The sequence below is a fragment of the Streptomyces sp. NPDC093795 genome, from assembly GCF_044764665.1.
Lineage (GTDB): Bacteria > Actinomycetota > Actinomycetes > Streptomycetales > Streptomycetaceae > Streptomyces.
In genome coordinates this window covers 636,023-648,825 of sequence record NZ_JBIWIO010000001.1, presented here as the reverse complement: position 1 = coordinate 648,825, position 12,803 = coordinate 636,023, and the positions used below count along the sequence as shown (strand labels likewise).

Annotated in this window: 12 protein-coding genes; all 12 read left to right on the top strand. The window is 69.5% G+C overall.

What is annotated here, in order from left to right; all coding sequences use genetic code 11:
- The first annotated feature begins 270 nt into the window (after positions 1 to 270).
- From ACIRB7_RS03125 to nuoL, 12 genes are read left to right on the top strand one after another with little or no spacing between them, the layout of a single operon-like run.
- Entirely contained in the window at positions 271 to 630 is a 360-nt protein-coding gene (locus ACIRB7_RS03125; protein ID WP_019888619.1) for an NADH-quinone oxidoreductase subunit A, read from the top strand.
- A 17-nt stretch (positions 631 to 647) separates the two neighbouring features.
- Positions 648 to 1,202, top strand: a complete 555-nt coding sequence (locus tag ACIRB7_RS03120; RefSeq protein ID WP_024756031.1) for an NADH-quinone oxidoreductase subunit B family protein — start codon at positions 648 to 650, stop codon at positions 1,200 to 1,202.
- The gene (locus ACIRB7_RS03115) at positions 1,199 to 1,966 is read left to right on the top strand and encodes an NADH-quinone oxidoreductase subunit C (RefSeq protein ID WP_403591464.1); all 768 of its coding nucleotides are present in this window, start codon (positions 1,199 to 1,201) and stop codon (positions 1,964 to 1,966) included. The genes ACIRB7_RS03120 and ACIRB7_RS03115 overlap by 4 nt, the downstream gene beginning before the upstream one ends.
- A complete protein-coding gene (locus ACIRB7_RS03110; RefSeq protein WP_403591461.1) occupies positions 1,963 to 3,285 on the top strand; it encodes an NADH-quinone oxidoreductase subunit D in 1,323 nt (440 codons plus the stop codon). Before ACIRB7_RS03115 ends, ACIRB7_RS03110 begins: the two co-directional genes overlap by 4 nt.
- Positions 3,282 to 4,019: an NADH-quinone oxidoreductase subunit NuoE gene (gene nuoE / locus ACIRB7_RS03105; protein ID WP_403591458.1), complete on the top strand. Its 738-nt coding sequence runs from the start codon at positions 3,282 to 3,284 to the stop codon at positions 4,017 to 4,019. Before ACIRB7_RS03110 ends, nuoE begins: the two co-directional genes overlap by 4 nt.
- On the top strand, positions 4,019 to 5,368 hold the full coding sequence (gene nuoF / locus ACIRB7_RS03100; protein WP_403591455.1) for an NADH-quinone oxidoreductase subunit NuoF: 1,350 nt from the start codon (positions 4,019 to 4,021) through the stop codon (positions 5,366 to 5,368). Before nuoE ends, nuoF begins: the two co-directional genes overlap by 1 nt.
- Positions 5,365 to 7,848 carry an NADH-quinone oxidoreductase subunit G gene (locus ACIRB7_RS03095; protein WP_403591452.1) on the top strand — a complete coding sequence of 828 codons (2,484 nt, stop codon included), beginning with the start codon at positions 5,365 to 5,367 and terminating at the stop codon, positions 7,846 to 7,848. Before nuoF ends, ACIRB7_RS03095 begins: the two co-directional genes overlap by 4 nt.
- Positions 7,845 to 9,203 carry an NADH-quinone oxidoreductase subunit NuoH gene (nuoH, locus tag ACIRB7_RS03090; protein WP_403591449.1) on the top strand — a complete coding sequence of 453 codons (1,359 nt, stop codon included), beginning with the start codon at positions 7,845 to 7,847 and terminating at the stop codon, positions 9,201 to 9,203. The genes ACIRB7_RS03095 and nuoH overlap by 4 nt, the downstream gene beginning before the upstream one ends.
- Complete coding sequence (nuoI, locus tag ACIRB7_RS03085) at positions 9,178 to 9,774, top strand: NADH-quinone oxidoreductase subunit NuoI (RefSeq protein ID WP_403591447.1); 597 nt, start codon at positions 9,178 to 9,180, stop codon at positions 9,772 to 9,774. Before nuoH ends, nuoI begins: the two co-directional genes overlap by 26 nt.
- Positions 9,771 to 10,598: an NADH-quinone oxidoreductase subunit J gene (locus ACIRB7_RS03080; protein ID WP_403591444.1), complete on the top strand. Its 828-nt coding sequence runs from the start codon at positions 9,771 to 9,773 to the stop codon at positions 10,596 to 10,598. The genes nuoI and ACIRB7_RS03080 overlap by 4 nt, the downstream gene beginning before the upstream one ends.
- Positions 10,595 to 10,894: an NADH-quinone oxidoreductase subunit NuoK gene (gene nuoK / locus ACIRB7_RS03075; RefSeq protein ID WP_030214504.1), complete on the top strand. Its 300-nt coding sequence runs from the start codon at positions 10,595 to 10,597 to the stop codon at positions 10,892 to 10,894. The genes ACIRB7_RS03080 and nuoK overlap by 4 nt, the downstream gene beginning before the upstream one ends.
- 10 nt (positions 10,895 to 10,904) lie before the next feature.
- Positions 10,905 to 12,800: an NADH-quinone oxidoreductase subunit L gene (gene nuoL, locus ACIRB7_RS03070; protein ID WP_403591441.1), complete on the top strand. Its 1,896-nt coding sequence runs from the start codon at positions 10,905 to 10,907 to the stop codon at positions 12,798 to 12,800.
- Positions 12,801 to 12,803 lie beyond the last annotated feature (3 nt).

Here is a 12,803-nt window from a genome sequence, read left to right as displayed (position 1 = left end):
CCCCTCCGATCTGCGATTTCCGGTCCGGATGTCACATCTGGTGATCACCTGGGCGCTTCGCGCAACAAGATCACCGCTCATCCGACTTCATGATCCTTCGTCAGGTGGTGGAGATCACAAAGACGTTGGCGTACCCCGTGTCGCAGATCACAGAGGGGCAGGCATAAGATGCGGGGCAGCCGGGCTTGTGAACTGCCTCACATGGGGGCGATCTTTCACGGTCCGGCCGTGCGGTCCAACGGTCAAGGACGACTGGAAGGAGCGAGGAGCGTGAATGCGTACGCGCCCGTCCTCGTGCTCGGTGCCCTGGGTGCGGGGTTTGCGATCTTCTCCGTGGTCATGGCCACGCTTATCGGTCCAAAGCGGTACAACAGGGCAAAACTTGAGGCGTACGAGTGCGGCATCGAGCCGACGCCCACTCCCGCCGGTGGCGGCCGCTTCCCGATCAAGTACTACCTGACGGCGATGCTCTTCATCGTCTTCGACATCGAGATCGTCTTCCTCTACCCCTGGGCCGTCACCTTCGACGCCCTGGGGCTTTTCGGGCTCGTGGAGATGCTGCTCTTCGTGCTCACCGTCTTCGTCGCCTACGCCTACGTGTGGCGTCGCGGCGGCCTGGAATGGGACTGAGGGGCTGAGGGGCACCTATGGGACTCGAAGAGAAACTCCCGAGCGGCTTTCTGCTGACGACGGTCGAACAGGCCGCGGGCTGGGTGCGCAAGGCGTCCGTGTTCCCCGCGACCTTCGGCCTCGCCTGCTGCGCCATCGAGATGATGACCACCGGAGCCGGCCGGTACGACCTGGCCCGCTTCGGCATGGAGGTCTTCCGCGGCTCGCCGCGCCAGGCCGATCTGATGATCGTGGCCGGGCGGGTCAGCCAGAAGATGGCGCCCGTCCTGAGGCAGGTCTACGACCAGATGCCCAACCCCAAGTGGGTCATCTCCATGGGCGTCTGCGCCTCCTCGGGTGGCATGTTCAACAACTACGCGATCGTCCAGGGCGTCGACCACATCGTGCCGGTCGACATCTACCTGCCCGGCTGTCCGCCGCGCCCGGAGATGCTGCTCGACGCGATCCTCAAACTCCACCAGAAGATCCAGACCTCCAAGCTCGGCGTGAACGCCGAGGAGGCGGCCCGGGAGGCGGAGGAGGCGGCGCTCAAGGCGCTGCCGACGATCGAACTGAAGGGTCTTCTGCGGTGAGTGACGAAACGCCGAAGGGTGACAAGACGCCGAAAGGTGACGAGACGCCCAACCCCGAGAAGGAACTCAGCGCGCAGAACCTGCCGGGTCAGCGCGGGGACCACGGCGAGGAGGTCCGGGTCCAGCGCGGCATGTTCGGCGCCCAGAGCGGCGCCGACACGTCCGGCTACGGCGGCCTCGTCCGCTCGATCCGGCTCCCCGGCCCGGCCACCCGCCCGTACGGCGGCTGGTTCGACGAGGTCGCCGACGAACTCGAGGGCGCCCTGGAGGAGCAGGGCCTGCTCCCGGACAACGCCATCGAGAGGACGGTCGTCGACCGCGACGAGCTCACCTTCCACATCGAGCGCGAGCACCTCGTCCGCGTGGCCCGCACCCTCCGCGACGACCCGGCGCTCCGCTTCGAGCTCTGCACCGGCGTCTCCGGCGTCCACTACCCGGGAGACAAGGGCCGCGAGCTGCACGCGGTCTACCACCTGCGTTCGCTCACCCACGGCCGGCTGATCCGGATCGAGGTCTCGGCCCCCGACGCCGACCCGCGGATCCCGTCCCTCGTCGCCGTCTACCCGACGAACGACTGGCACGAGCGCGAGACGTACGACTTCTTCGGCATCGTCTTCGACGGCCACCCCGCCCTCACCCGGATCATGATGCCGGACGACTGGCAGGGCCACCCGCAGCGCAAGGACTACCCCCTCGGCGGCATCGCCGTCGAGTACAAGGGCGCCCAGATCCCGGCTCCGGACCAGCGGAGGTCGTACTCGTGACAACTCCCCACGCGTCTCCCCGCGAGACGACAGAAGGCGCCGTCTACACGGTGACCGGTGGCGACTGGGAAGAGGTCGTCCAGTCCGCCGCCAAGGCCGACGACGAACGCATCATCGTCAACATGGGCCCCCAGCACCCGTCCACCCACGGCGTGCTCCGGCTCATCCTGGAGATCGACGGCGAGACCGTCACCGAGGCCCGCTGCGGCATCGGCTACCTCCACACCGGCATCGAGAAGAACCTCGAATACCGGACCTGGACGCAGGGCACCACCTTCGTCACGCGCATGGACTACCTCACCTCGTTCTACAACGAGACGGCGTACTGCCTCGGCGTGGAGAAGCTGCTCGGCATCACCGACCAGATCCCGGACCGGGCCAGCGTCATCCGGGTGCTCCTCATGGAGCTCAACCGGCTCTCCTCCCACCTGGTGTGCATCGCCACCGGCGGCATGGAGCTCGGCGCCACCACGATCATGATCTACGGCTTCCGGGACCGCGAGATGATCCTGGACCTGTACGAGCTGATCACCGGGCTGCGCATGAACCACGCGTTCATCCGCCCCGGCGGCCTCGCCCAGGACCTCCCGCCCGGCGCCGTCGACGCCGTGCGCGAGTTCGTGAAGACCATGAAGAAGAACCTGCCGGAGTACGACAAGCTCGCCACCGGCAACCCCATCTTCAAGGCCCGTATGCAGGACGTCGGCTACCTCGACCTCACCGGCTGCATGGCCCTCGGCGCCACCGGACCGATCCTGCGCTCCGCGGGCCTCCCGCACGACCTGCGCAAGACCGACCCGTACTGCGGCTACGAGGACTACGAGTTCGACGTCCCGACCGCCGACACCTGCGACTCCTACGGACGCTTCCTCGTCCGCCTGGAGGAGATGCGGCAGTCCCTCCGGATCGTCGAGCAGTGCCTCGACCGCCTGGAGCCGGGCGACGTCATGGTCGGCGACAAGAAGATCGCCTGGCCCGCGCAGCTCGCGCTCGGCGCCGACGGCCTCGGCAACTCGACCGACCACATCGCGAAGATCATGGGCACCTCCATGGAGGCCCTGATCCACCACTTCAAGCTGGTCACCGAGGGCTTCCGGGTTCCCGCCGGGCAGGCCTACGCGGCCGTCGAGTCGCCCAAGGGCGAGCTCGGCGTGCACGTCGTCTCCGACGGCGGCACCCGCCCCTTCCGGGTCCACTTCCGCGATCCGTCCTTCACCAACCTCCAGGCCATGGCCGCGATGTGCGAGGGCGGCCAGGTCGCCGACGTCATCGTCGCCGTCGCCTCCATCGACCCCGTGATGGGAGGCGTCGACCGATGACGGACATCCAGCTCGGGATGCCGCAGCTGCCGGCCCCCGACTTCCCCGCCGAGGTACGCGCCCGGCTCGAAGCGGACGCGCGCGAGATCATCGCCCGCTACCCGGACTCCCGCTCCGCGCTCCTGCCGATGCTGCACCTCGTGCAGTCGGAGGAGGGCCATGTGACCCGTACCGGCATGCGGTTCTGCGCCGACCTCCTCGGCCTCACCACCGCCGAGGTCACCGCCGTCGCCACCTTCTACACGATGTACCGGCGCAAGCCCTCCGGCGACTACCAGGTCGGCGTCTGCACCAACACGCTGTGCGCGGTCATGGGCGGCGACGCCATCTTCGAGGAGCTCAAGCAGCACCTCGGCGTCGGCAACGACGAGACCACCGAGGACGGCACGATCACCCTCGAACACATCGAGTGCAACGCCGCCTGCGACTTCGCGCCCGTCGTGATGGTCAACTGGGAGTTCTTCGACAACCAGACCCCCGAGTCCGCCAAGAAGATGGTGGACGACCTGCGGGCCGGACGGACCGTCGAACCCACCCGCGGCGCCCCGCTCTGCACCTTCAAGGAGACCGCCCGCATCCTCGCCGGCTTCCCCGACGAGCGCCCCGGCGCCGTCGAGGCCACCGGCGGCGCGGGCCCCGCCTCCCTCGTCGGCCTGCGCCTGGCCAAGGGCGAGAACCCGTCCCACCGAATCGTCCACCCGCGCGGTGAGTCCTCCGGTCAGGAGGGGAAGTGATGACCTTGGCCGCCGAGATCAACAACAGCAGCCCCGAGAAGCTCCTCTCGCCCGTCCTCTCGGCCTTCTGGGACCAGCCCGACTCCTGGACCCTGGAGACCTACGAACGGCACGAGGGCTACCGGGGCCTCAGGCGGGCCCTCGCGATGAGCCCCGACGACCTCATCGCGTACGTCAAGGAATCCGGCCTCCGCGGACGCGGCGGCGCCGGCTTCCCCACCGGCATGAAGTGGCAGTTCATCCCGCAGGGCGACGGCAAGCCGCACTACCTCGTCGTCAACGCCGACGAGTCCGAGCCCGGCACCTGCAAGGACATCCCGCTCCTCTTCGCCAACCCGCACTCCCTCATCGAGGGCATCGTGATCGCCTGCTACGCGATCCGCTCGAACCACGCCTTCATCTATCTGCGCGGCGAGGTCGTCCCCGTCCTGCGCCGCCTCCACGAGGCCGTCCGCGAGGCCTACGCGGCCGGCTACCTCGGCACGAACGTCCTCGGCAGCGGACTCGACCTCGAACTCACCGTGCACGCCGGCGCCGGCGCGTACATCTGCGGTGAGGAGACCGCGCTGCTCGACTCGCTCGAAGGGCGCCGCGGCCAGCCCCGGCTGCGACCCCCCTTCCCCGCGGTCGCCGGTCTGTACGCCTGCCCCACTGTCGTGAACAACGTCGAGTCCATCGCGTCCGTTCCCGCGATCCTCCAGCGCGGCAAGGAATGGTTCACGTCGATGGGCAGCGAGAAGTCCCCGGGCTTCACGCTCTACTCGCTCAGCGGACACGTCACCTCACCCGGCCAGTACGAGGCGCCCCTCGGGATCACCCTGCGCCAGCTCCTCGACATGAGCGGCGGCATGCGCGCCGGCCACCGCCTCAAGTTCTGGACCCCCGGCGGCTCCTCCACCCCCATGTTCACCGACGAGCACCTCGACGTGCCCCTCGACTACGAGGGCGTCGGCGCCGCCGGATCCATGCTCGGCACCAAGGCACTCCAGTGCTTCGACGAGACCACCTGTGTCGTCAGGGCCGTCACCCGCTGGACCGAGTTCTACGCCCACGAGTCCTGCGGCAAGTGCACCCCCTGCCGCGAAGGCACCTACTGGCTCGTCCAGTTGCTCCGCGACATCGAGGCAGGACGAGGACAGATGTCCGACCTCGACAAGCTGAACGACATCGCCGACAACATCAACGGCAAGTCGTTCTGCGCCCTCGGCGACGGCGCCGCCTCGCCGATCTTCTCCTCGCTGAAGTACTTCCGCGAGGAGTACGAGCAGCACATCACCGGCCGGGGCTGCCCCTTCGACCCCGCCAAGTCGACCGCCTGGGCGGACAACCACAAGGAGGTGACCGCATGACCGTCATCGCGTCCACCCCCAGCGGCGGCGGCAGCGCGCCCGTCCCGCCCGAGGACCTCGTGACGCTGACCATCGACGGCGCCGAGATCTCCGTCCCCAAGGGGACGCTGGTCATCCGCGCCGCCGAACAGCTCGGCATCGAGATCCCGCGCTTCTGCGACCACCCGCTCCTCGACCCCGCGGGCGCCTGCCGCCAGTGCATCGTCGAGGTCGAGGGCCAGCGCAAGCCGATGGCCTCCTGCACCATCACGTGCACCGACGGCATGGTGGTGAAGTCGCAGCTGACCAGCCCGGTCGCCGAGAAGGCCCAGCACGGCGTGATGGAGCTGCTGCTCATCAACCACCCGCTGGACTGCCCCGTCTGCGACAAGGGCGGCGAGTGCCCGCTGCAGAACCAGGCCATGTCCCACGGACAGTCCGAATCCCGTTTCGAAGGCGTCAAGCGGACGTACGAGAAGCCGATCCCGCTCTCCACCCAGGTACTGCTCGACCGCGAGCGCTGCGTGCTCTGCGCCCGCTGCACCCGCTTCTCCAACCAGGTCGCCGGCGACCCGATGATCGAACTGGTCGAGCGCGGCGCGCTCCAGCAGGTCGGCACCGGCGTCGGAGACCCCTTCGAGTCGTACTTCTCCGGCAACACCATCCAGATCTGCCCGGTCGGCGCCCTCACCTCGGCCGCCTACCGCTTCCGCTCCCGCCCCTTCGACCTGGTGTCCTCGCCGTCGGTGTGCGAGCAGTGCGCGGGCGGCTGCGCCACCCGCACCGACCACCGGCGCGGCAAGGTCATGCGGCGGCTCGCCGCCGACGACCCGGAGGTCAACGAGGAGTGGATCTGCGACAAGGGCCGCTTCGGCTTCCGGTACGCGCACCAGCGCGACCGGCTCACCACCCCGCTCGTCCGGAACCCCGACACCGGTGAGCTGGAGACGGCGTCCTGGCCGGAGGCCCTGGAGGCCGCCGCCCGCGGCCTCGTCCGCGGCCGCACCGGCGTCCTCACCGGAGGCAGGCTGACCGTCGAGGACTCCTACGCGTACGCCAAGTTCGCCCGGGTCGCCCTCGACACCAACGACGTCGACTTCCGGGCCCGCATCCACTCCGGCGAGGAGGCCGACTTCCTGGCCTCCGCCGTCGCCGGGCGCGGCCGCGACCTCGACGGCACGGGGATCACGTACACCTCGCTCGAAGCCGCACCGGCCGTCCTCCTCGTCGGTCTCGAGGCCGAGGAGGAGGCGCCCGGCGTCTTCCTGAGGCTGCGGAAGGCCTGGCGGAAGAAGGGCCAGCGGACGTACGCGGTCGCCGCCTACGCGACCCGGGGCCTGGAGAAGACCGGCGGCACCCTGCTGCCCGCCGCCCCCGGCACCGAGACCGAGTGGCTCGACGCGCTCACCTCCCGGGTCGGACTGGAGGGCGACGGACTCGCCGCCGCCGAGGCCCTCCGCGAGGAAGGCGCCGTCCTCGTCGTCGGCGAGCGCCTCGCGGGCGTCCCCGGCGCCCTCACCGCCGCCCTGCGCACCTCGGCCGCCACCGGCGCACGGCTCGTGTGGATCCCGCGCCGCTCCGGCGAACGCGGAGCCGTCGAGGCCGGAGCGCTCCCGGCGCTGCTGCCCGGCGGCCGGCCCGCGACCCACCCCCGCGCGCGTGAGGAGGTCGCGGCCGCCTGGGGCGTCCGTGAACTCCCGCTCCGTTACGGGCGCGACACGGGCCAGATGATCGAGGCCGCGGCCACCGGCGAACTCGGCGCGCTGCTCGTCGCGGGCGTCGAGGTCGCGGACCTGCCCGACCCGGCACGCGCGCGTGAAGCCCTCGAAGCGGCCTTCGTGGTCTCCCTGGAGCTGCGGCCCAGCGAGGTCACCTCACGCGCCGACGTCGTCCTGCCGGTCGCCGCCGTCGCCGAGAAGGCCGGCACCTTCCTCAACTGGGAGGGCAGGGCCCGGCTCTTCGAGGCCGCGCTCAAGCCCGAGCAGATGACCCGGCCCGTCGCCCCCGGGGACGCGCGCGTGCTCCACATGCTCGCCGACGCCCTCGACGTCCACCTGGCGCTGCCCGACCTCAGGGCCGTACGGCGGGAGCTGGACCGGCTCGGCGGCTGGACCGAGGAGCGGGCCTCCGAGCCCGTCGAGCCCGGCCAGCCCGCGCCCCGCGCCGGGGACGGCGAGGCCGTCCTCGCCGGACACCGGCTGCTGCTCGACCTGGGCCGGCTCCAGGAGGGCGACACCGCCCTCGCCGGCACCCGGCACGCGGCGGTCGCCCGGCTCTCCGCCACGACCGCCGCCGACACCGGCGTCAAGGACGGCGACGTCCTGGAGGTCACCGGCCCCGCGGGCTCGGTCGCCTTCCCGCTCCAGGTCACCGAGATGCCCGACCGGGTCGTCTGGGTCCCGCTGAACTCGGCGGGCCGGGGCGTCCTCTCCGACACCGGCGCCCACCCCGGCGACCTGGTCCGCATCGGCGCGGTCACCACGACGGAGGTCCAGGCATGAACACCCTCGCCGCCGAAGACCTGTCCATGTTCGGCACGGACCCCTGGTGGCTCGTCCTGATCAAGGCCGTCTTCTGCTTCGCCTTCCTGATGATCACCGTGCTCTTCTCCATCGTGTGGGAGCGCAAGGTCGTCGCCTGGATGCAGCTGCGCGTCGGCCCCAACCGGCACGGCCCCTGGGGCCTCCTCCAGTCCCTCGCGGACGGCATCAAGCTGATGCTCAAGGAGGACGTGATCGTCAAGAAGGCCGACAAGGTCGTCTACGTCCTCGCCCCGATCGTCGCCGCGATCCCCGCCTTCATGGCGATCGCCGTGATCCCCTTCGGCCCGGCGGGCAACGAGGTCTCGATCTTCGGCCACCGCACCGCGATGCAGCTCACCGACCTGCCGATCGCGATGCTGTACGTCCTCGCGGTCGCCTCCGTCGGCATCTACGGCATCGTCCTCGCCGGCTGGTCGTCCGGCTCCACGTACCCGCTGCTCGGCGGCCTGCGCTCCTGCGCGCAGATGATCTCGTACGAGATCGCCATGGGCGCGGCCTTCGCGTCGGTCTTCCTCTACTCCGGGTCGATGTCGACCTCGGCGATCGTCGAGGCGCAGGCGGACCGCTGGTTCGTGATCCTGCTGCCGGTGTCGTTCATCATCTACATCGTCACGATGGTCGGCGAGACGAACCGCGCCCCGTTCGACATGCCGGAGTCCGAGGGCGACCTCGTCGGCGGCTTCAACACCGAGTACTCGTCCATCAAGTTCGCGATGTTCATGCTCGCCGAGTACGTGAACATGGTGACGGTCTCGGCCGTGTCGGTGACCCTCTTCCTGGGCGGCTGGCGGGCCCCGTACCCGGTCTCCACCTTCTGGGAGGGCGCCAACCACGGCTGGTGGCCCATGCTCTGGTTCGTCCTCAAGGTGCAGCTGCTGCTCTTCTTCTTCATCTGGCTCCGCGGCACCCTGCCCCGCGTCCGCTACGACCAGCTGATGAAGCTCGGCTGGAAGGTCCTCATCCCGGTCTCCCTGGTCTGGCTCATGCTGGTCGCCACCGTCCGGGCGCTGCGGAACGAGAACATCGCCTTCACCAACGTCGTCCTGTACGTGGCGGGAGCCGTCCTCGCGCTGCTGCTGCTCTCCTTCGTCGTCGACGTCTTCCGCGACCGGAAGGCGAAGGCGGAAGCGGCAGGACCCGCCGACGAGCCCACCTTCGACCCGATGGCCGGCGGCTTCCCCGTACCGCCCAAGCCCGGACAGTCCCTGCCGACCGTGCCCCGGCGCGGGCCGCGGCGGGACCGGGACCTCGTTGTCAGTGGCGCCCCCGATACTGCTACTGCGAGTGATGGAAAGGAGACGGACGGTGTCTGACTTCCAGAATCCGGTGGCCGGCTTCGGCGTGACCTTCAAGGCCATGTTCAAGAAGCGGCTGACGGAGCAGTACCCGGAGCAGCAGAAGACGACGGCGCCCCGCTTCCACGGCCGGCACCAGCTCAACCGTCACCCCGACGGTCTGGAGAAGTGCGTCGGCTGCGAGCTGTGCGCCTGGGCCTGTCCCGCCGACGCCATCTACGTGGAGGGCGCGGAGAACACGGACGAGGAGCGCTACTCGCCCGGCGAGCGCTACGGCCGCGTCTACCAGATCAACTACGCCCGCTGCATCCTGTGCGGGCTGTGCATCGAGGCCTGCCCCACGCGGGCGCTGACGATGACCAACGAGTTCGAGCTGGCCGACTCCTCCCGCGCGAACCTGATCTACACCAAGGAGCAGCTCCTCGCGGGACTCGAGGACACCATGGTCGACACCCCGCACGCGATCTTCCCCGGCATGACCGAACAGGACTACTACCTGGGTCTTGTCGACAAGGCCGCGCCCGACACGGTCCGTCAGGTCGCCGTGTCCAAGGGGGAGACGGGCGAGCCGGAAGGGGCCGACGCATGAGCGCGCAGCTCGCCGCATACACGACCTCCAGTGGTGAGGCCTTCCAGTTCTGGGTCCTCGGCACCGTCGCCGTCATCGGCGCGCTGTGCACGATCCTGATGAGGCGGGCCGTCCACTCGGCGCTCTGCCTCGCCGGAACCATGATCATCCTGGCGGTCTTCTACCTGGCCAACGGGGCGTACTTCCTCGGCATCGTCCAGATCGTCGTCTACACCGGCGCGATCATGATGCTCTTCCTCTTCGTCGTCATGCTGGTCGGAGTCACGGCCGCGGACTCGCTGAAGGAGACCCTCAAGGGCCAGCGCTGGTGGGCCGTCGCCTGCGGTCTCGGCTTCGGCATCCTGCTCGCCGCCGGCATCGGGAACGCGTCCCTGACGGAGTTCGCCGGCCTCGGCGCCGCCAACAGCGCGCACGGCGGGAACGTCGAGGGCCTCGCCGCCCTCATCTTCACCAAGTACGTCTTCGCCTTCGAGATGACCGGCGCGCTCCTCATCACCGCCGCCGTCGGCGCGATGGTGCTCACCCACCGCGAGCGCACCGAGCGGGCCCGCACCCAGCGCGAGCTCTCCGAGCAGCGCGTACGGGAAGGCAAGCACCTGCCGCCGCTCCCGGCCCCCGGCGTCTACGCCCGGCACAACGCCGTGGACATCGCGGGACTGCTGCCCGACGGCACCCCGGCGGAGCTCACCGTCATGCAGACCCTGCGCAAGCGGGGCCAGATCCGGGACGTGTCCACCGAGGCCCTCGCCGACCTCAAGGCCCTCGAGCAGCGCTCCGAGGAGCGGCTCGGCCGGGACCGGGACGAAGAGGAGGCCACCCGGTGAACCCCGTCAACTACCTGTACCTCGCCGCCCTGCTGTTCACCATCGGTGCGGCCGGGGTGCTGATCCGGCGCAACGCGATCGTGGTCTTCATGTGCGTCGAGCTGATGCTCAACGCCTGCAACCTCGCGTTCGTCGCCTTCTCCCGTATGCACGGAAACCTCGACGGCCAGATCATCGCCTTCTTCACGATGGTCGTCGCCGCCGCGGAGGTCGTCGTCGGGCTCGCGATCATCGTGTCCGTCTTCCGTGCCCGCCACTCGGCCTCGGTCGACGACGCAAGCCTGATGAAGCTGTGAGGGGCTGACCGTGGAACATCTCATCGCTCTGCTCGTCGGGGCACCCCTGCTCGGCGCGGCCGTCCTGCTCTGCGGCGGACGGCGCCTCGACAAGGCCGGGCACTGGATCGGCACGCTGCTCGCGGCCGTCTCCTTCGCCCTCGGCCTGGTCCTCTTCGCCGACATGCTCGGCAAGGGCGCCGAGGACCGCGCCCTGCACCAGCGGCTCTTCTCCTGGATCCCCGTCGAGGGCTTCCAGGCGGACATCGCCTTCCAGCTCGACCAGCTGTCGATGACGTTCGTCCTGCTGATCAGCGGCGTCGGCACGCTCATCCACGTGTACTCCATCGGGTACATGGAGCACGACGAGCGCCGCCGCCGCTTCTTCGGCTACCTCAACCTGTTCGTCGCGGCGATGCTCCTGCTCGTCCTCGCCGACAACTACCTGCTCCTGTACTTCGGCTGGGAGGGCGTCGGCCTCGCCTCGTACCTCCTGATCGGCTTCTGGCAGCACAAGCCCAGCGCGGCCACCGCCGCGAAGAAGGCCTTCCTGGTCAACCGGGTCGGCGACATGGGCCTCTCCATCGCCATCATGATCATGTTCACCACCTTCGGCACCTTCGCCTTCGGGCCGGTGCTCGGAGCGGCGGACACGACCTCCCAGGGCACCATGACCGCGATCGGTCTGATGCTGCTCCTCGCCGCCTGCGGCAAGTCGGCCCAGGTGCCGCTGCAGTCCTGGCTCGGGGACGCCATGGAGGGCCCGACCCCGGTCTCGGCCCTCATCCACGCGGCCACGATGGTGACCGCCGGTGTCTATCTGATCGTCCGCTCCGCGAACATCTTCAACGCGGCCCCGGACGCGCAGACGGTGGTCGTCGTGGTCGGCGCCGTCACGCTCCTCTTCGGTGCGATCGTCGGTTGCGCCAAGGACGACATCAAGAAGGCCCTCGCAGGCTCGACGATGTCGCAGATCGGCTACATGATCCTGGCGGCAGGACTCGGCCCCATCGGCTACGTCTTCGCGATCATGCACCTGGTGACGCACGGCTTCTTCAAGGCCGGGCTGTTCCTCGGCGCCGGCTCGGTCATGCACGGCATGAACGACGAGGTCGACATGCGGAAGTACGGCGGCCTGCGGAGGTACATGCCGGTCACCTTCGTCACCTTCGGCCTCGGCTACCTCGCGATCATCGGCTTCCCCGGCCTGTCCGGCTTCTTCTCCAAGGACATGATCATCGAGGCGGCCTTCGCCAAGGGCGGCACCCAGGGCTGGATCCTCGGCTCCGTCACCCTGCTCGGCGCGGCCATCACCGCGTACTACATGACCCGCGTGATGCTCATGACCTTCTTCGGCGAGAAGCGGTGGCAGGCCGACGAGAAGGGCGAGCTGCCGCACCCGCACGAGTCTCCGAAGACCATGACCGTCCCGATGATCCTGCTGGCCTTCGGGTCGGTCTTCGCGGGCGGGATCTTCGGCGTCGGCGACCGGTTCGTGCACTGGCTGGAGCCGGTCACCGGCTACGCCCACGGCCACCCGCCGATCAGCGCCGCCGCCGTCACCTCCGCCACCGTGGCCGTCATGGTCATCGGCGTCGGCCTCGCCTACCTCCAGTACGGGCGCAAGCCCGTCCCGGTCGTCGCCCCGCGCGGCTCGCTCCTCACCCGGGCCGCCCGCCGCGACCTCCTCCAGGACGACTTCAACCACGCCGTCTTCGTCCGCGGCGGCACCCACCTGACCCGCTCGCTCGTCTACGTCGACCACTCCCTGGTCGACGGCGTGGTCAACGGCACCGCCGCATCCGTCGGCGGCCTCTCCGGCCGGCTGCGCAAGCTGCAGAACGGCTACGCCCGCTCGTACGCGGTCTCCATGTTCGGAGGTACTGCGGTGCTGATCGCCGCGACCCTGCTGATGAGGGCGGTGTAACTC